The sequence below is a fragment of the Micromonospora sp. U56 genome (assembly GCF_018070095.1).
Lineage (GTDB): Bacteria > Actinomycetota > Actinomycetes > Mycobacteriales > Micromonosporaceae > Micromonospora > Micromonospora purpureochromogenes.
In genome coordinates, this window is sequence record NZ_JAGPYL010000061.1 from 1 (window position 1) to 18,094 (window position 18,094).

Annotated in this window: 19 protein-coding genes; 13 read left to right on the forward strand and 6 right to left on the reverse strand. The window is 72.3% G+C overall.

The genetic code is table 11. The annotated features are described in order from the left end of the window. Positions 1–269 precede the first annotated feature (269 nt). Positions 270–1,052, reverse strand: coding sequence for a polyprenyl diphosphate synthase (gene uppS / locus KBX37_RS20155; RefSeq protein ID WP_307849133.1), 783 nt, complete (start codon positions 1,050–1,052; stop codon positions 270–272). A 280-nt stretch (positions 1,053–1,332) separates the two neighbouring features. Here uppS and KBX37_RS20160 point away from each other — a divergent pair, with 280 nt between their 5' ends. From KBX37_RS20160 to KBX37_RS20170, 3 genes are all read left to right on the forward strand, one after another. Then, positions 1,333–1,761 (forward strand): PPOX class F420-dependent oxidoreductase, encoded by a 429-nt coding sequence (locus tag KBX37_RS20160; RefSeq protein WP_210777487.1) that lies wholly within the window; start codon positions 1,333–1,335, stop codon positions 1,759–1,761. Positions 1,762–1,959: 198 nt separating this feature from the next. Continuing rightward, positions 1,960–2,916, forward strand: coding sequence for a hypothetical protein (locus KBX37_RS20165; protein ID WP_210777488.1), 957 nt, complete (start codon positions 1,960–1,962; stop codon positions 2,914–2,916). Between the two features lie 297 nt (positions 2,917–3,213). Then, complete coding sequence (locus tag KBX37_RS20170) at positions 3,214–4,329, forward strand: aromatic acid exporter family protein (RefSeq protein WP_210777489.1); 1,116 nt, start codon at positions 3,214–3,216, stop codon at positions 4,327–4,329. 52 nt (positions 4,330–4,381) lie between these two features. Here KBX37_RS20170 and KBX37_RS20175 read toward each other — a convergent pair whose 3' ends face one another. The 3 genes from KBX37_RS20175 to KBX37_RS20185 all read right to left on the reverse strand — a co-directional run bounded on the left by KBX37_RS20175 (position 4,382) and on the right by KBX37_RS20185 (position 6,130). After that, positions 4,382–4,810, reverse strand: a complete 429-nt coding sequence (locus KBX37_RS20175; protein ID WP_210777490.1) for a nuclear transport factor 2 family protein — start codon at positions 4,808–4,810, stop codon at positions 4,382–4,384. Between the two features lie 204 nt (positions 4,811–5,014). Continuing rightward, a complete protein-coding gene (locus tag KBX37_RS20180; RefSeq protein ID WP_210777491.1) occupies positions 5,015–5,395 on the reverse strand; it encodes a VOC family protein in 381 nt (126 codons plus the stop codon). A gap of 87 nt (positions 5,396–5,482) precedes the next feature. Next, complete coding sequence (locus tag KBX37_RS20185) at positions 5,483–6,130, reverse strand: FMN-dependent NADH-azoreductase (protein WP_210777492.1); 648 nt, start codon at positions 6,128–6,130, stop codon at positions 5,483–5,485. 83 nt (positions 6,131–6,213) lie between these two features. On the opposite strand from KBX37_RS20185, the gene KBX37_RS20190 reads away from it, so the two are divergent. The 4 genes from KBX37_RS20190 to KBX37_RS20205 all read left to right on the forward strand — a co-directional run bounded on the left by KBX37_RS20190 (position 6,214) and on the right by KBX37_RS20205 (position 7,717). Beyond that, a complete protein-coding gene (locus KBX37_RS20190; protein WP_210777493.1) occupies positions 6,214–6,711 on the forward strand; it encodes a MarR family winged helix-turn-helix transcriptional regulator in 498 nt (165 codons plus the stop codon). Positions 6,712–6,791: 80 nt separating this feature from the next. Further along, positions 6,792–7,250: a DUF2975 domain-containing protein gene (locus KBX37_RS20195; protein WP_307849134.1), complete on the forward strand. Its 459-nt coding sequence runs from the start codon at positions 6,792–6,794 to the stop codon at positions 7,248–7,250. Next, the gene (locus tag KBX37_RS20200; protein WP_088962527.1) at positions 7,250–7,456 is read left to right on the forward strand and encodes a helix-turn-helix transcriptional regulator; all 207 of its coding nucleotides are present in this window, start codon (positions 7,250–7,252) and stop codon (positions 7,454–7,456) included. Before KBX37_RS20195 ends, KBX37_RS20200 begins: the two co-directional genes overlap by 1 nt. Before the next feature lie 96 nt (positions 7,457–7,552). Then, positions 7,553–7,717 carry a hypothetical protein gene (locus KBX37_RS20205; protein ID WP_210777495.1) on the forward strand — a complete coding sequence of 55 codons (165 nt, stop codon included), beginning with the start codon at positions 7,553–7,555 and terminating at the stop codon, positions 7,715–7,717. A gap of 36 nt (positions 7,718–7,753) precedes the next feature. Here the strand turns inward: KBX37_RS20205 and KBX37_RS20210 are convergent, their stop codons facing one another. Beyond that, complete coding sequence (locus tag KBX37_RS20210) at positions 7,754–9,994, reverse strand: hypothetical protein (RefSeq protein WP_210777496.1); 2,241 nt, start codon at positions 9,992–9,994, stop codon at positions 7,754–7,756. A 323-nt stretch (positions 9,995–10,317) separates the two neighbouring features. On the opposite strand from KBX37_RS20210, the gene KBX37_RS20215 reads away from it, so the two are divergent. The 6 genes from KBX37_RS20215 (at position 10,318) to KBX37_RS20240 (ending at position 17,299) form a co-directional block, all read left to right on the forward strand. Next, positions 10,318–11,094, forward strand: a complete 777-nt coding sequence (locus tag KBX37_RS20215) for a hypothetical protein (protein ID WP_210777497.1) — start codon at positions 10,318–10,320, stop codon at positions 11,092–11,094. Positions 11,095–11,321: 227 nt separating this feature from the next. Further along, positions 11,322–12,959, forward strand: coding sequence for a ribosomal protection-like ABC-F family protein (gene abc-f, locus KBX37_RS20220; protein WP_210777498.1), 1,638 nt, complete (start codon positions 11,322–11,324; stop codon positions 12,957–12,959). A gap of 175 nt (positions 12,960–13,134) precedes the next feature. Further along, positions 13,135–13,359 carry a hypothetical protein gene (locus KBX37_RS20225; RefSeq protein ID WP_210777499.1) on the forward strand — a complete coding sequence of 75 codons (225 nt, stop codon included), beginning with the start codon at positions 13,135–13,137 and terminating at the stop codon, positions 13,357–13,359. After that, positions 13,353–14,987: an MFS transporter gene (locus KBX37_RS20230; RefSeq protein ID WP_307849135.1), complete on the forward strand. Its 1,635-nt coding sequence runs from the start codon at positions 13,353–13,355 to the stop codon at positions 14,985–14,987. The genes KBX37_RS20225 and KBX37_RS20230 overlap by 7 nt, the downstream gene beginning before the upstream one ends. 552 nt (positions 14,988–15,539) lie before the next feature. Next, on the forward strand, positions 15,540–16,409 hold the full coding sequence (locus tag KBX37_RS20235; RefSeq protein ID WP_247658533.1) for an aminoglycoside phosphotransferase family protein: 870 nt from the start codon (positions 15,540–15,542) through the stop codon (positions 16,407–16,409). A 92-nt stretch (positions 16,410–16,501) separates the two neighbouring features. Next, positions 16,502–17,299 (forward strand): Stf0 family sulfotransferase, encoded by a 798-nt coding sequence (locus KBX37_RS20240; RefSeq protein WP_210777501.1) that lies wholly within the window; start codon positions 16,502–16,504, stop codon positions 17,297–17,299. On the opposite strand, the gene KBX37_RS20245 is transcribed toward KBX37_RS20240, so the two are convergent. Next, positions 17,248–17,892 carry a GNAT family N-acetyltransferase gene (locus KBX37_RS20245; RefSeq protein WP_210777502.1) on the reverse strand — a complete coding sequence of 215 codons (645 nt, stop codon included), beginning with the start codon at positions 17,890–17,892 and terminating at the stop codon, positions 17,248–17,250. The two genes, KBX37_RS20240 and KBX37_RS20245, sit on opposite strands and share 52 nt — an antisense overlap. Positions 17,893–18,094 lie beyond the last annotated feature (202 nt).

Consider the following 18,094-nt stretch of genomic DNA (forward strand, 5'->3'; position numbering starts at 1 on the left):
CCGAGCGCAGCAATCCGAAACACCGCCGCCGCTGCCCAGCCGTCACCCGCAGAGCTACACGAGCCGTGCGATACACCACCCGAGGCGCGGTGGGATCCCGACGACGAGGCACAACCACACCCAACCCAACGGGTACGACAAAACCCGGCAGCAGCCAACCCGGCGAACGTTATTGGACACCGCACTAGCCGCTCCAAGTTCCGCTGCAACGTCTGATGGTCGCCGTCTTCGCGGTTGCGCCACGGAACCGGGAGCGCGGTACGTGGCTGTCAGGCTCCGAATCGTCGACTGCGGGCCGAGTAGGAGCGCAGGGCGCGGAGGAAATCGACCTCCCGGAAGCCGGGCCAGTACACGTCGCAGAAGTACAACTCGGAGTAGGCGGCCTGCCAGAGCAGGAACCCGGACATGCGGCGTTCTCCGCTCGTGCGGATGACCAGATCAGGGTCGGGTTGACCGCCGGTGTACAGGTGCGCCGCGAGATCGTCCGCGGTTAGCCGCTGTGCGACGTCGTCGAGTGTGGCGCCTGCTTGTGCCTCCTGCTCTAGCAGGGAACGAACTGCGCTGACGATCTCCTCGCGGCCGTCGTAGCCGATGGCGACCGTGAGGTGGAAGTCCGCACCGCGTTCACTGGTGGCGTCTTCCGCGAGTTTCAGGGCGTGGCGTGTCGAGTCGGGTAGGACGTCCGCGCGACCGGCCAGGTGAAGCTGCCATGGGTTGGTCGGACGGAGGAGAGGCTCCGCGACGACGTCTTCGATCATCTGCATCAGGTTCTCTACCTCCTCGGATGCCCGCTTACGCATGTTGTCGACGGAGGCGACGAACAGAGTGACGTGATGGATGCCCATGTCGGCACACCAGCCCAGCACCTCGTGGATGTGTTCTGCGCCGTATCGGTGGCCCACCCGGGGGTCATCGAAGCCCACCTGCTTGGCCCACCGGCGGTTCCCGTCCATCACCATCGCTACGTGCCGTGGCAGCGACTTACCGCGGAGCTGGGTGCGGAGGCGGCGGGCGTAGAGGCGGTAGGCGGCACGGCGTAGGGGCTGCATCATGATCGAATGAAATCACCCGATCGACGCCGGCGTTGGCCCGGCTGCTCATGCACCAGGCGGACACGGGATTGGTAACCTTCCGCCGGGGTGGGCTGTCGACAGCAACGATGACAGCTACGAGCCGGCACAAAGACGATCACGCCCGGCGTCGCGTGGACGGTCGGCCGAGGCAGTCGACGGACGCGGACGCGGCAGACGAAGCGCACAGTTCTTGTGAGCGAGGCGTCGGGCAGCAGCAGTCCGCGATGGTTGCGACGCCGGACGGCACCATAATGGCCGCATGGCGAAGCCGATGATCGACGGGGAGTGGCAGCAGTTCGTCTCGTACGGCACCCGCACCGGCAAGCTCGCGACGACCCGGGCCGACGGCTCGCCGCACGTCGTCCCGGTGTGGTTCGTACTCGACGGCGACGACGTGCTGTTCAACACCGGCAAGACCTCGGTGAAGGGCCGCAACCTCGCCCGCGACGGCAGGGCCGTGCTGTGCGTCGACGACGAGAAGCCGCCGTACGCGTTCGTGACGCTGCGTGGGCGCGCGACGATCAGCGAGGACCTGCCCGAGATGCGGCGGTGGGCGATCCGGATCGCCGAGCGCTACATGGGGCCGGACCTGGCCGAGGCATACGGGGCGCGCAACGCCGTGCCGGGCGAGCTGCTGGTGCGCCTGACCGTGGAGAAGGTCGTCGGGCAGACCGGCATTTCCGACTGAGCGACCGCCCGCGCGGAAGCAGCGAGGAAGCATCGAACGTGCCGCCTGTCGCCGACACGTCTCGACAGCAGGCGGCGTGGTGGAACGATCCTCACCTTCACCGGTTACGCCCAGCACTATTTCGTCAGGAGTTCCACGTCACTGCTGACGTACCGAAGGGCGCGTCCGCGAGGTAACGTTTCGACCATCGTCAACGCGTTGGTCAGGCTCGCATTGCCTCGGTCTGCCCGTGACATGATTGCGCCCATGGGGAAGCAGCAGGACGTCGGCGGGCCCGACGGTCACCACGGGTCAGGTACCACCGCCCACCGTGCGAGCGGCGGCAGCGCCGACGCGCGGCTGGCCCTCGCGCAGGACCCCGCAACGCCACAGATGACCCTCTTCGAGTTGGCGTCCGACCCGTCGGCCGTGGTCCGTAAGGCGGTCGCGGCGCGGACCGACGCACCCGCGCAGGCTCTGCGACCGCTGACCCGGGACCATGATCGTCAGGTTCGGGAGGCTGTGGCGAGAAACCCTTCGACCTCGGTCGCCAATCTCCTGCGTCTCGTCAAGGACGCCGACCGGTGGGTCCGCTGGGCGGTCGCCGGCAACCCGGCTTGCGACGAGTCGGTTCGCCGGGTGATGTCAGAGGCACCCGACAAGGAGCTTCGTGGTCTCCTGGCGGAGACGCGGGAGTTGGAGCCCGAACTGGCCGCCAGGCTGATCGACGACGTCTCACCCGAGGTACGGGAACGACTCGCCACCCACACCCACGACCCCGACGTGATCACCGCCCTGATGGCCGATCGCACCGCGCGCGTACGCAAGGGGGTCGCCCGCAACCCGCGGACCACCGCCGAGCAGCGCAGCGCGCTTGCCCAGGACCCCGTGGTCGACGTCCGTGCCGCGCTGGTCCGCGCGGTCCAGCTGGACGAGGCGGATCTGGAACGCCTGGTTCACGACCGTTCGGTGCAGGTCCGACTGGCAATGGCAACATCCGAGGTCATCCCGCCGCACATCCGGCAGGTCCTCGGCCGCGATCCCGACGATATGGTGGCCGGCGCGGCGCGCGATTTCCGTCCGGCGGCTGGTAGCTCCCCGGTGATGAGGGCTCCACGCGTCGGTCACCGGCGCTCCGGGAGCGGCCCAGGTCGACCGGGCGGCGCCGCGCGCTGAGGCCGGCGGCATGTCTGCCACGGCTCAGCAGCGGCGTGCGGCGGTGAGCGGCCCCACGTCGTACCGCTCATTGGTGTCGACAACTGGCTGTATCCGCTGCCCGGCCCGTATCAGATCGTCTTGTCGATGCCGGGACAAGAGGGCTGAGATCCCGGAGAATGGGGCCGTGCCCTCGGAACAGGAAGCAATCCAGCGCCTGCGAGACGCGCTCGTGCGACTTCATGGACGTGCCGCGGTGCACGACCATGACGGCCTGCAGACGTGACCCGCGCCTCCGTTGCTCCTCGGAGGTGAGACGTGCGCACCCGGGATCGGGGTGTGCGGTCAGACCTGGTGCGGCGAGAAGGCCGGGAGGCTTACGAGCGGCTCCGTACCTATCTCATCATCGCCGTCCAGGCGGGTGTGGCGGCCGGTCTGTCCTGGTTCATTGCAGACGACCTCCTGCACAACTCGCAGGCCCTGTTTGCACCCGCCGCCGCGATCGGCACGATCGCGGCGGCTCTTGGCAATCGGATCAGGCGGGCGGCGGAACTCATCGCCGGCGTGTTCGTTGGAGTGTTGACCGGAGAGTTGATCATCCAGGTCATCGGGACGGGACCTGCACAGACCGGCCTGATCGTGGCATTCGCGATCTCGTCGGCAGCCGTGATTCGCGGGGGCGGTGCCGTCATGGTGCATGCGGGAAGTACCGCCCTGCTGCTGGGAACACTGGCTGCGGAACAATCGCATCTCTCTGTGGCGCGGACCGTCAACGGCTTGATCGGAGGGGTGACAGCCATCGCCGTGGCGCTGCTGATCCTGCCGGCCAACCCCGTGCGCGTCGTGCACCGCTCTGCCGGACCGACGCTGGATATCTTCGCCCGTGATCTCACGGCTGTCGCTCAGGCGTTGGAGCGGCGTGACCTTCAGCAGGCCGAGGGCGCCGCGCAGCGCTTGGCCGTGGCAGAGAAGGAAAGAAACAAGACGATCGAGATGGTCGCTGCGGCGGGGGAGATCGCGATTCTCTCACCCTGGCGGTGGCGACGATTGGGCGTCCTGCGCCGGTACCAGCACGCCTCCGAGCACCTCCAATTCGCCTACTCCAACAGCCGCGAGATGGCGCACTGGGTCGTATCGACGGTACGGCTACGTGAGCCGATACCGGCCAGCCTTCCCGCGTCGATCGAGCACCTCGGCCAGGCGGTGAGGCTGCTGCATCGCGATTTCCTCGCCGGCCGAGAGCCTGAACGTTCGCGCGTGCGGGCGCAACAGGCCATCGAGGAAGCCAACCAAGCCTGCGCCGCAGACGTTGAGTTCTGCGGGAGGGTTCTCGCTTCGCGGCTGCGCCTTGCCATCAGCGAAGTGCTCCAAGCATCCGGAGTACCGAAGGCAGAGGCGAATCAGCAGGCGGGGTTGGCTGCCGACGCGAGCTGATGAAGCGACCTACGTGTTGAGACGAGTGAGTCAGAGTCGGACCCGTTGGTGATCATGCGGATGCCTGGCCGGCCGCCGATTCGATCCGTTCAACCCACTGTGCCCGCCAGGCCGGCGGCTCCCACGGCTCCCCGAAGTAGATCCGCTCGCGGACGACCTTCCCGTCGCGGAACTCCATGATCCCGACGGCCATCATCGGCCGGTCGTCGTACCGGATGGTGTACTCGTTGACCCACAGATCCCCGCAGCCGACGGTCCGGTGCAGCTGGAATTCCTGTCGCGCGGGGTAGCTGGACCTGAGGGCGGTGATGTTGGCCTTGCCGCGGACGCGCTCGCCGCCCTGGGGCCACTCCAGCACCGCGTCGTCGGCGTAGATCTCGGAAGCGCGGGCGATGTCGTCGCCCGGCCCGCCACCGGGTGCGCTGACGTTGGAGGCCTCGAAGTGGGCTTTGATCATCGCCCGCGCCGCGGTCTCGTCCATAGCCCAACCTTCCGTCCGAACGGAGGTCTGCGTGTTGGCCTGCGCATATGGAAGCTACCACCGGCCGGGAGCCACCCGGTGCCGTACCTGGCGGATGTCCCTCCGGCGGACCGCGCGCCGCCGCGGTCCAGGGCCGTTCGCTGCTTCCGCGGGGGTGCGCCCCACCCGGCTGACCCCGCCCGGCGCCGGGTGGGGTGGTGGCTGTCAGGGCCAGGTCCGGGCCTGGGCGTCGAAGACCTCGGGCGGACTCTCCACCGGCAGGACGCAGACCAGGTGCCCCCCCGGCACCCGCAGGATGCGACAGTCCAGCCACCGGGTCACCTCGGTGGCGCCGAGGGCGACCAGCCGTGCCGTCTCGGCGTCGACGTCGTCGGTCTCGAAGTCGAGGTGGAAGCGGGGCGCGTCGTCGACGGCCTGCACGGCGGTGACCAGCCCGGGCAGGGCGCCGTGCAGGCCGACGAACTGGGGATACTTCGGGTCCGCCTCGGTGGGAACGCCGAGGGCGGCCGACCAGAAGGCCGCCGCCCGGGCGGCCTCCGCGTGCGGGGTGTCGATCAGGACGGCGTAGACGCGGCTCCGATGCATGCCGGGCAAGATAATGCCTGTCCACGATCCGCGCCGCCCCGGTGGAGCCGGCGCGAAGGGAGTGGGCCGGCCCCGTGGCGACCTCGCCTAGGCCGCGGCGGCGGCCGGGACCCAGAGTTCGTCGACGGCGCGCTCGGCCGCCGCGAGGCTCTCCTGGGCCAGCGGCACCAGGCCGGCCATGGCCGGGTTCACGCCGGCGAGGGTCAGCTCCGCCGTGATGAAGCGCGGCTGGAGGCCGGTCATCGCCAGGCCGTGCGGCAGCCACGGCTCGGCGTGGTCCCAGCCCTCGCGTGGCGTGCCGGGGGCGTACCCGCCGCCGCGCGTGGCCAGCACGATGAACTCACGGTCGCCCAGGAGGCCGGCCTGGCTCTCCGGGTCGTAGGCCAGGCCGGGCGCGATCAGGTGGTCGACCCACGCCTTGACGCTGCTGGGGGCGGCGAAGTTGTACAGCGGCAGCCCCAGCAGGACCGTGTCGGCCCGCCTCACCTCCTCGACCAGCTGCTCGGTCAGCGCCCAGGACTCCCGCTGGGCCGCGCTGTGCTGCTCCGGCGGTGTCATCCGCGCCAGGCCGCCGGCCTGGTCCAGATGCGGCAGCGGGTCGGCGCCCAGGTCCCGGTAGTGGACCGTGCCGTCGGGGTGCGCGGCGCGCCAGGCCCTCGCCGCACGGTCGGTGAGCCGGCGGCTCACCGACCGGTCCCCCTGGATGCTGGAGTCGATGTGCAACAGGTGTGCCATTGGTTCGCCCTTCACAATTCATTGGTGTCGTACAAATCATTTGTAGCACGTGGGTCGTGGGTGGCGACGGTAGGCTTGGTCACATGCCTGCCGTACCGGTCGACCAGCCCGAGCACCGCTCGGCGCCCCTGCTCGACCACCTCGCGCGGCGGATGCGGCTGCGCGCCGAGACGGTGCTGGCGCCGCTGGGGCTGCGGCCCCGGCACCTGGTCGCGCTCACGGTGCTGCGGGCACAGGGCGGCAGCAGCCAGCAGGCCCTCGCCGGCACGCTGGAGATGGACGGCACGAACATCGTCGGGCTGCTCAACGAGCTGGAGGCGGAGCGGCTGATCGAACGGCGCCGTTCTCCCGAGGACCGCCGCCGGCACGTCGTCGAGCTCACCCCCGGCGGAGAGAAGCGCCTCGGGGAGGCTGAGTGCGCCCTCGCGGCGGTGGAGGACGAGGTGCTCGGCGCGCTGGACGCGCGGCAGCGCGAGACGCTCTACGAGCTGCTGGAGCGGGCGGTCGGTGGCGGTCCGGCGTCCTGCGCCGGGGCGGCGGAGGGTCCGTCGTGCTCGGCCGCGGGCGGGCCGGCCTGCTGACCGGTCAGGAGACCGCCGCACCGATTGACTTTCGATAGGTTGCGAGCGATAGTCGATGCATGTTCACTGAGCATCGAGCGGTGGCCCCGCTCCGAGTCTTCCTCGTGCTGCTGTTCGGGATCCTGGTCATGTTCCAGACCTTCTCCCTGCCCGGACAGTTCGCCCACATGGCCCAGGAGTCCCCGGACCAGGCCTACCTCCGGTGGCCGCTGACTGCCGTCTCGGTGTTCTGGCTGCTGTGCATCCAGGTGGTGATCGTGTCCACCTGGAAGTTGCTCACCCTGGTCAAGAACGACCGCATCTTCAGTGACGCCTCCCTGGCGTGGGTGGACGCGATCGTCTGGGCGATCGTCGCCGCCTGGGTGGTGCTGCTGGGCGTATTCCTCTATGTCGGTTTCCGCGCCTCCGACCCCGGACTGCCGCTCCTGCTCTTCCTGATGTTGGTGGGCGTCGCCGTGCTGGGGCTCCTGATGGTGGTGATGCGGGCACTGCTGCGGCAGGCCACGACACTGCGCACCGACATGGAGGCGGTGATCTGATGCCCATCGTCGTCCGCATCGACGTCGAGCTGGCCAAACGCAAGATGAGCGTCGGTGAGTTCGCCGAACGCGTCGGGCTCACGCCGGCGAACGTGGCGGTGCTGAAGAACGGCCGTGCCAAAGCCGTCCGCTTCAGCACCCTGGAAGCCATGTGCCGGGTGCTCGACTGCCAGCCCGGTGACCTGCTCGAGTGGGTCGAGGACTGAACCGGCGCACCGCGCGCCAACCACCGGACACCTCAGCCACGCCGCCCCGCTCACCGGCCGGATCCGCGACGGACCCGGCCTCGGAAGGAAAACCCCATGAAGTACGTCCTCGCCATCGTCGCCCTCCTCGCCGTCGCGATCGGCGTCGCCGCCGTCGTGTACGGGGAGGCCGATGACTCCCCGGGCCTCCAGCTCCTGGGCGTCCTGCTCGTCCTCGGCGCCGTGGTGTTCGGCGTGCGGGCCGTCCGACGCGGCAGGTAGCAGAACCCAGGGTGGCGTCTGCCCCGCCCGGCGGCGTCAGGTCCGGCCCTCGGCCCGGAGCCGGTCGGCCAGCTCACGGACCGCGGCGGCGAAGCGTTCGTCGGATTCGCACGGCCAGTGCCCCTGCACCGGGGGCGGGACGCTGTCGCTCGGGGGCGCCACCACGTCCTCCGGGTCCCGCAGCCGTCTGTCCACCCGTGCGCTCGGGCCGGCCCGCGTCGGCGGGTCACCGGGCCGGTGTGCGGCGAACACCCAACCGCCGATGGGGTCGGTGTCCCGCCACAGGTTCAACCAGCGCCAGCCGACCCGCTCGCCGACCTCGTGCAGCACGTCCCGGCCCAGGTACGCGGGGAAGAGCCGGGCGTACAGGCGGTCGAGCGGGGACCCGTAGGTCAGCAGCGCGACCCGCCGGCGTACCTGCGGCGGCAGTTGCAGCACCGTGGCCGCCAGCAGCACCGAGCCGTGGCTGTGGCCGGTGAGCAGCACGCCGGTGTGCCGCTCCGCCAGGTAGCAGATCCGCTTCGCCAGCTCGGGTACGGCCCGTTCGGCGTAGCACGGCGGCGCGAAGGGGTGCGCCGCCCGGGGCCAGAACGTGCCCAGGTCCCACACCACGCCGACGTACCGGCGGAACTCCGCCGTCCGGTAGGCGAACAGTCCGCCCAGCACCAGGGCGACGACGAGTGCGGCGATGAGGTAGCTGCCCACGGTCAACCCGAAGTTCACGAACCCGGTCGGCACCCCGAGCAGCCGCTCCGCCAGCGGGTCGGGCTGCAGACCGAACAGCCCGATCACGCTCGTGGCCAACCCGAGCGCGGCGAGGCAGGCGTACCCGACGGCCAGCGGGCCGAGCCACTCGGTGAACCGCGCCCGCGCAATCGTCTTCTCCACGTGTCGCATCCGGTCGGCGGCTGTCGGCGGGGCTGCCGGGAAGTCCCTGGCGACGATGGCGGCCGCCGCCCGTCGGCGACCCGGGCGGGAGAGCAAGGTCAGCACGGCGGCGGCCAGCAGCGCGATGATCATCGTCAGGAAGAAGGTGAACAGCGCCCACTTGTAGGCCAGCGGCGGGGCCGCCAGATCCGTCGGCCTCTCGGTGATCGCCCGCCGGTTGAGGAAGTACGCCGTCCGGTAGACCAGCTCGGCGGAGAACGCGCCCGCCAGGCCGACCGCGAAGGCCGCGATCACGGGCGCACCGAGGCCGTGCAGCAGCGCCCGTCCGCCGTCCCCGCGGCTGCGCCAGAATGCCAGCAGGGCGAGCACCGCCAGCAGTGCCATCTGGCTGAGGAAGGCCCAACCGACGATGCGGCCGTACCCGGGTAGCCCGGCCGCCAGCGGCCACGGCGTCCGGTCCAGCGCGACGAGCCCGAGGGTCGCCACGGTCAGACCGCAGGCCACCGTGCGCAGCGCCACGGTCAGCCGGTCGGTGGTACGCGCCGTCGCCGGCCGTTCCACCAGCTCGGGCGCACAGAGCAGCGCCGTGCAGGCCGCCAGCACCAGCACGGCGAGGACGGCCAGGACGACCGTCGCGACCGAGGGGTGGCCGGCGCCGCGCGCGGCCAGCAGCGTCAGGTCGAGCACCGCGAACGCGGCGGCGATGTGGATCGACCGCAGCCGGCCCACCATCGGCAGGGCGTCCCACTGGCCGACGGCGCTGAGCCGGTCGCCCTCCGGCCCGCCGGTCGGCACCCGGAAGCCCTCGTAGGAGCGGCCAGGCCGGGCACCCAGCAGCCAGACCAGCCCGACCGCGGCGATCGGCACCACGGCCAGCACCGCCAGCCGCAGGCCGACCGGGTGCCCGCCGAGCCAGGACAGCCAGGTGCGGCCGGTCAGGCAGCGGGACGAGCCCATGCACTTCCAGGCGATCAGGTCCAGGGCGACGCCGGCGGCGGACAGGACGTAGACCATGGTGAGGTTGAGCGCGATGAGTCGGCACAGCACCTTGACGCCCGAGCCGGGTCCGCGCCGTGCCGGGCGCATCCAGATCGCCACGTTGTTCAGCATGAAGGGGAGCAGGAAGACCAGGGACAGGGTTCGGGCGGCGGTGCCTGAGGGCAGGTCGCTCCACCGGTACACCTCCTGCACCACGCCGCCCGGCCCGAGGCTGTCCGGGTAGCCCGGCCGGGGCCGGTAGAAGCCACCGCTGCGGTCGCCGGCCACCTGGTAGGTGTGCGGCCGGTCGAGCACCTGGTCCGCGCCGGCGCCCGAGACCCCGTGCACCCGCAGTTCGACGACCTCGTCCGGCGGGTCCTGCTGCCCGGACGGCGGTGCGGTGTCGGTCATCGGCCTGCGACCCCCGGTGGCGCGGCCAGCAGTTCGGGACGGCTGCCGGACGGACGAGCCGCACCGGCGCCGGCTGGCGCGCAGGAGTACCCGCGCACCGGGACGTCAACCAGGGCTTCGTCCCGTGCCCACCGGTGCCGCGGGTGTCCGGTGAACCGGACATTGCCGCCGCTCACCGGCACTACCGTGGATGGTTGATACGCCGGGGTCGCCCACGCCGGGGCCGGCGGGAGCGGGCGCGTCGCCGTCGGCTCGACGCGAGCGGCGAGCACCCCTGCTGTGCGCCGGGCTCGGCGCTGTCGGCGCTCCCGCAGCTCGTCCCGATGTCCCTGCCGTTCCCGGCGCTGGCGCCGGCCTACGAGAAGAGCAACGCCGTGAACGAACTGTTGGAGCAGGCCATCGCCGCGCACGGCGGGATGGACCGGTGGAACGAGCTGAGCTCGGTCAGCGCGCGGGTGCTCGGCGGCGGCGCGCTGTGGGGCCTCAAGGGCCAGGAGGGCGTGCTGGACGACGTGGTGACGCGGGCCGAGCTGCACCGCCAGGTCGCCCGCACCACCCCGTTCGGCCGGCCCGACCTGAGCAGCGTCGTCACCCCGGACCGCGTCGTGATCGAGACCGCGGCGGGGGAGGTGGCCGAGGAACGGTCCCGCCCGAGGGAATCCTTCGTGGGCCACGAGATCGCCACCGGCTGGGACCGCCTGCACCTGGCGTACTTCAACGGGTACGCGATGTGGAACTACCTGACGGAGCCGTTCCTGCTGGCGGGCCCCGGATTCCAGCTGGAGGAGCTGGCGCCCCACCACGAGGACGGCGAGGTATGGCGAGCCCTGCGGGTGGTGTTCCCGGACGAGGTGGCGACGCACAGCAGGGAGCAGACCTACTACGTCGACGCGGAGGGGCACATCCGGCGGCACGACTACGTGCCGGACGTCTTCGGGCCGGGTGCGCCCGTCGCCGCCAACTACAGCTTCGACCCCCGGCGGTACGACGGAATCCTCGTCCCGACCCGCCGCCTGGTCTACCTGCTCGACGCCGAGGGCCGCCCCGACAAGAACACGGTGATCGTCTCGATCGAGTTGCAGGACGTCCGGTTCCAGTGACCGCGCCGCCGTCGACGTGACGTCACGACCAGCGCAGCGCCGGGCCCGCTGCTGGTAGCGTGGGCGGCCGGTGATCGGATCAGGGAGACCAGACATGGCGGGTGACGACGACATCTCCGGGTGAGACCGGACGTGTTCGGCCGCCGGCAGGCCGTGCCCTCGTCGACCATCCCTGTTGCCCGCTCGGGCGGCTCCGGCACGCCCGCGTCACCGTTGAGGTCCCTCGCATGTCCGACGCGTACATCGTCTGCTCCAACCTCTCCTTCTCCTGGCCCGACGACACACCCGTCTTCGAGGACCTGTCGTTCACCGTCGGCGGCGGTCGTACGGGTCTGGTCGCCCCCAACGGCGCCGGCAAGAGCACCCTGCTCAAGCTGATCGCCGGGGAGTGCCGGCCCACCGGGGGGTCGGTGACCGTCGAGGGGGTGCTCGGCTACCTCCCGCAGAGCCTGCCCCTGGCCGGCGACCTGACCGTCTCCGAGGTGCTGGGGGTCGCCCCCGTGCTGCGGGCGCTGCACGCCATCGAGGCCGGCGACGCGAGCGAGGAGCACTTCACCACGATCGGCAACGACTGGGACGTCGAGGAGCGCACCCAGGCCCAGCTGGACCGGCTGGGGCTCGCCGGCGTCGCGCTGACCCGCCGCCTGGACACCCTCAGCGGCGGTCAGGTCGTCTCGCTCGGCCTCGCCGCGCAGCTGCTGAAGCGGCCCGACGTCCTGCTGCTCGACGAACCCACCAACAACCTCGACCTCGACGCCCGGCGCATGCTCTACCACCTGCTCGACGACTGGCCCGGCTGCCTGCTGCTGGTCAGCCACGACCGGGCGCTGCTCGACCGGATGGACCGCATCCTCGAACTCGACCGGGGCGAGGTCCGCTCCTACGGCGGCAACTTCACCGCCTACCAGGAGGCCGTGCGGGCCGAGCGGGAGGTCGCCGAGCGCAACGTCCGCAACGCCGAGCAGGAGGTCAAGCGGGAGAAGCGGGAGATGCAGCAGGCCCGCGAGCGGGCCGAGCGGCGGGCCAGCAACGCCAGCCGCAACCTCAAGAGCGCCGGCCTGCCGAAGATCTTCGCCGGGACGATGAAGCGCGGCGCCCAGGAGTCGGCCGGCCGGGCCGGCGAAACCCATGCGGCCCGGGTCAGCCAGGCGCGGGCCCGGCTCGACGAGGCTGGCCGCGCCCTGCGCGACGAGCAGCGGATCGTGCTGGACCTGCCCGGCACCAACGTTCCCGCCGGGCGCACCGTCTTCCTCGGCGAGCGGATGCAGGTCCGCTACGGCGACCGGGCGCTCTTCGCCGCCGACGGCGCCGACCTGGTGATCCGGGGACCCGAGCGGATCGCGCTGACCGGGCCCAACGGCGCCGGCAAGTCCACCCTGCTCCGCCTGGTCCACGGTGACCTGGAGTCCGACGGCGGCCGGGTGCGGCGCGCCGACGGGCGGATCGCGTACCTGTCGCAGCGGCTGGACCTGCTGGACCTCGATCGCACGGTGGCGGAGAACCTGGCCGCGTTCGCGCCCGGGACGCCGGAGGCGGAGCGGATGAACCTGCTCGCCCGCTTCCTGTTCCGGGGCTCCCGCATCCACCTGCCGGTCGGGGTGCTCTCCGGCGGGGAGCGGCTGCGCGCCACCCTGGTCTGCGTGCTGTGCGCCGAACCGGCACCCCAGCTGCTACTGCTGGACGAGCCGACCAACAACCTCGACCTGGTCAGCGTCGCCCAGTTGGAGAGCGCGCTCGGCGCGTACCAGGGCGCGTTCGTGGTGGTCAGCCACGACCAGCGGTTCCTCGCCGAGATCGGGGTGAACCGCTGGCTGCGGCTCGCCGGGGGACAGCTGCGGGAGACCGGCGCGCCCGAGCCCGACTGACGCCGCGGGGTTCACCAGGGGACGGGCCGGCCGTCGCGGAAGAAGCCGCCGGCCGGGCCGTCGTCCGGCGGTATCGCCGGTCCGCCACCCGCACTTTCCCGGCGGTGTGGAACCCGCAAATGGGGGAAGCCCGAGCCGTTACGTGGCGCGGGGGTGCGACGACGGCGGGAGGGACATGGGCGCCGGGACGTTCATGGTGGCCGGTGGCACCAGTGACCTGGGCCTGTCGGTGGCCCGCCTGCTGGCCACCGACCGTCAGGTGACCGTCCTCGGCGACGTGCGGGACGAGGTCCACGCGCTGCCCGAGCAGGTCGCCACGCAGGCCGTACGGCTGCTGTTGGACCCCGGCGGCCGCTACGTTCCCGGTGAGCGCGTTGTGCGCGCGGACGGGCGGTGGTGACGACGGGAGGCGACCCCGCCGAGCGTCCGGTCTCGGCGTGGGCGCCGTTGCGGACGGCCGTCTACCGCAATCTGTGGCTGGCCCTGCTCGCCGCTAACGTCGGCACCTGGATGCAGAGCGTCGGCGCCCAGTGGCTGCTCATCGACGAGCCGAACGCCGCGACGCTGGTCGCCCTGGTGCAGACCGCCAGCCTGCTGCCAGTGCTGCTGCTGGCCCTGCCGGCCGGCGCGCTGGCCGACGCCTTCGACCGCCGGCACCTGCTGATCTGGGTGCAACTCTTCCTGGTCGTCGTGGCCGTGGCGCTCACCCTGCTCACCGCGACCGGCCGGATGCCGCCGGCGCTGCTGCTCACCCTCACCTTCGCGTTCGGGGTGGGACAGGCGCTCACCCTGCCGGCCTGGACGGCGGTGATCCCGGAGCTGGTGCCGCGGGAGCAGCTCCGGGCGGCCTCCGCGCTCGGCTCCATCAGCGTGAACGTGGCCCGGGCCGTCGGACCGGCCGTGGCCGGAGTGCTGATCGCGCGGACCGGTGTCGCGCCGGTCTTCGCCCTCAACGCGGTGGCGTTCCTGATCTTCGCGCTGGCCCTGGCCCGATGGCGGCCCGGCAACACGCGCGCCGTCGAGGTGCCCGAGCGGTTCACGGCCGCGCTGCGCGCCGGCGGCCGGTACGTGCGGCACTCGCCGATCGTCCGCCGGCTGCTGCGGCGCGCGCTGGTCTTCCTGGTGCCGGGCAGCGCCCTCTGGGCGCTGCTGCCGCTGGTCGCCACCCGGCGGCTGGGCCTGGACTCCAGCGGGTACGGCCTGCTCCTGGCCGTCCTCGGGGTGGGCGCCGTCCTGGGCGGGCTGCTGCTGCCGTGGATCCGTACCCGGATGTCGGCCAACCAGTTCCTGCTGGTGGCCGGCGTGCTGTTCGCCGGGACCCTGCTGGTGGTCGGCTCGGTGCGGGTCGTCCCGGTGGTGCTCCTCGCCCTGCTGCCGGCCGGGCTGGCCTGGGTGACGGTACTGGTCAACGTCAACGCCGAGATGCAACTGTTCCTGCCCGGCTGGGTGCGCGCCCGGGGTCTGGCCGTGTACCAGGTCGTCTTCGCCGGCGGCCAGGCGGTGGGCGCGTTCGTCTGGGGCCTGGTGTCGGACATGGCGGGCCTGTCGACCGCCTTCGTCGCGGCGGGCGCGCTGATGCTGCTCGGCTCGGTGACCAGTCAGATCTGGCCGCTGCCGGAGCTGCGGGGCGTCGACGGGGATCCGGCCACCTACTGGCCCCGGCTGGAGTTGGCCCACGAGCCGGATCCCCGGGTGGGTCCGGTGCTGGTGCTGGTGACCTACACCGTCCGGCCCGAACGTGGACGGCAGTTCCTGGACGCGATGGAGCTGGTCCGGGGGTCGCGGCAGCGTACCGGGGCGATGCGGTGGGGATTGTTCCGGGAGGGCGAGGCCTCGGACCGATTCGTCGAGGTCTACCTGGTGCCGTCCTGGGACGAGCATCTGCGCCAGCACGGCGGCCGATTGACGGGTGCCGACCAGGCGGCGGAGGAGCGGGCCCGGGAACTCGCCGACGGCCCACCCGAGGTGCGTCACCTGCTGCCGGCCGCCGCCGGACGGACCGGCGCCGACGACCGGGAAACGGCCTGAACGACCCAGCCTCATACAGGTGGGCGCAGGCGGGGCCGTACGCGACAGCGGGCCGGCGGCCGGGACCCGGCCACCGACCCGCCCGTCGAGCGCCGGATCAGCCCGTACCCTGCCGGTGCACGCGCCCCTCGTGCGCGACCTTGGACCGGTCGTGGTCGCGTTCGCTGCCGGACGGACCGGTCGCGGTCCGTTCGTGGCGGCGCTTGGGCGAGCGTTCGACCTCCGAGCCCTGTCGGCCGGGAGCGCCGCTGCCCGGGTGCCGCCGCCCTCGTGCCGATTCGCCGCCGGGGTCGTGTTTGTTCTCCTTGTGGCTACCCATGGGCTGCGCGTACCCGCTGAGGTCGGAGCTAGTCGCCTGCGGCGTCAGGGCTGGCACCCGCCGCGGGTGCGAAAGAACGCCTCGGGGCTCGTCCCAGTCGCGCAATCGCCGGCCCCGACGCCGATCAGGTACGCGGCCCCGGCCGGAAACTGGCCGTCGATTCGCCGATCGTCGGACTAGGCTGCGCCGGCGGATCTTGACCTGACGGGGGGGGCGACATGTCCGGTGGGCGGATGCACGACGACGAGGTGCCGACGGACGTGGGCCTGGTCCGTCGCCTGCTCGCCGCGCAGTTCCCGCGCTGGGCGGAGCGGCCCGTCGAGGCGGTGCCCTCGGCCGGCACCAACAACGCGATCTACCGGCTCGGTGACGACCTGGTCGTGCGCCTGCCCCGCATCGCGGACGCGGTGGAGCAGGTCGAGTTCGAGTACGACTGGTTGCCGCGCCTCGCCCCGCACTCGCCGGTGCGGGTACCGGAGCCGATGGCGCTGGGCAAACCGGGCGAGGGGTATCCCTGGCCGTGGGCGGTCAACCGCTGGATCGACGGCGTGACCGCGACCGAGGCCGACGGAAGCCTGGCCGGCTTGGCCGCGGAGCTGGGCGGGTACGTCGCCGCCCTGCGTCGGGTCGACGCCACCGGCGCCCGCCCGGGCTACCGGAGCGGGCCGTTGCGGGGGCGGGACGCGTACGTCCGCGAGTGGACGGCGGCGGCGCGTGGCCTCGTCGACACCGACGCGGTGCTCGCCGCCTGGGAGCAGGCGCTCGCCGTGCCCGAGTGGGACGGGCCGCCGGTCTGGACGCACGGGGACCTGCTCCCCGGCAATCTGCTGGTCGAGGGCGGGCACCTGAGCGGTGCAATCGACTTCGGCGCGGCCGGCGCCGGCGACCCGGCGTGCGACGCACTGCCCGCCTGGGTGCTGTTCACCGCCGAGACCCGGGAGGTGTTCCGCGCGGCGGCCGGCTTCGACGACGCGACGTGGGCCCGCGGGCGCGGTTGGGCGCTGCCGTTCGTCAGCGCGCTGACCTACTACCGGGAGACCAACCCGGTGATGGCCGCCCTGGGCCGGCGGGCGATCGAGGCGGTGCTGGCCGACCTGGCGTGACAGGACCCGCGCGCCAGTGCGCCCGCATGGTCGGCCGGCACCCGGAAAAAGTGGTTGAACCGCCCCCGCCCGGCCGGCCTACCCTCGGCGGCGTGACCAACCGTCCCGGCCGCGAGCCCGTCGAGTCCTACCTGGTCTGCGCGACGCCCCGCACCGGCAGTTCGCTGCTGCTCGGGCTGCTCGCCTCCACCGGGGTCGCCGGCCGCCCGCAGGCGTACTTCCGGGTGCCGGACGAGCCGTTGTGGGCCGAGCGCTGGGGGATCGTCCGGCGTCCGGACGGGAACGTCGACTACCGGGAGTACCTGGCGGCGGCGCTGGCCGCCGGGCGTACCGACAACGGCGTCTTCGGGGCGAAGCTGATGTGGGGCACGCTCGACGAGCTGGTCGACCGGCTGGCCACGGTGTACCCGGACCTCGCCGGCGCGGACCTGGCGCTGGTGGAGCGGGCCTTCGGGGGTACCCGTTTCGTGTACGTGCGGCGCGACGACGTCGTCGCGCAGGCGGTGTCCTGGCTGCGCGCCGAACAGACCGGCACCTGGTACCTGGGCGGCGACGGGGAGATCAGCGGCGACGGCGGCGGGGGCGCGCCGACCTTCGACGCGGACGCGATCGGCCGGCTGGTCGAGGTGATCGGCCGGCACGACGCGGCGTGGCGGGCGTGGTTCGCCGCGTCCGGCGTCCGGCCGTACGTGGTGTCCTACGAGGACCTCGACGCGGACCTGGTCGGCGTCACCCACGCCGTCCTCGACTTCCTCGGGCTCACGCTGCCCGCCGGGGCCGCCGTCGTACCCCGGCACCGACGGCAGGCCGACCAGCTCAACCGGGAGTGGATCCGCCGCTACCGGGCGGTCTCGACGGGCGCCGGCACCCGCGTCGTCCGGCCGAGGTAGGTGACCGGGCCGGGGTCCGGCACCGGGATCTCGTGGAAGCCCAGCCGGTCGTAGAAGCCGCGCGCCCGCACGTTGGCGGTGACCATGCCGACGTGCAGCCCGGGCGCTCCGGCGCGGGCGGCGGCGCGCAGGAACGTCTCGACGAGCCGCCGGCCGTGACCCCGGCCCTGGTGCTCGGGCAGCAGGTCGATGTGCAGGTGGGCGGGGTAGCCGGCGAGTGCCGGCAGCAGCATCCGCTCCGGCCGGTGGTGCAGCGCGATCATCTCGTCGTCCGGGGTGACCGGCGGGCGGGTCGGTACCGGGTATCTGTCGGCCAACCGGGGTATCCACGCCCGCCGGTAGGCCCGCACGAAGGCGGACGTGTCCGCCGTGCCGATCACGTAGCCGACGACGACGTCCCGGTTCGTGAGCACGAACGCCAGCTCCGGCTCCAGGTGCAGGTACGGCCCGGCGAACAGGTCGGGCATCAGGTCGTCGCTGGCGTACCGGCCGCGGGCGTCGCCGCCGGCATCGGCCGTGCGGACGCAGATGTCGTAGACCGCGTCGTGGTCGCGGTCCCGGTAGCGGCGGATGGCGGTGGCGGTGCTGTCCATGCCGGGACGGTACGGGGTGGAACCGCTTGCACCGCAAGCCGTTCAGGCGCTGCCCCGTCGGACCAGCGTCGACGGGTGCACGACCGGCCGGTCCGCGGCGGCGTCCCCGGTGAGCCCGGTGCTGTCGGTGAGGCCGCCGGAGGTGGTGCGCCGCCTCACGACCGACTCCGCGACGGTGCCGGGGGCGGTCGGCAACGGCCGG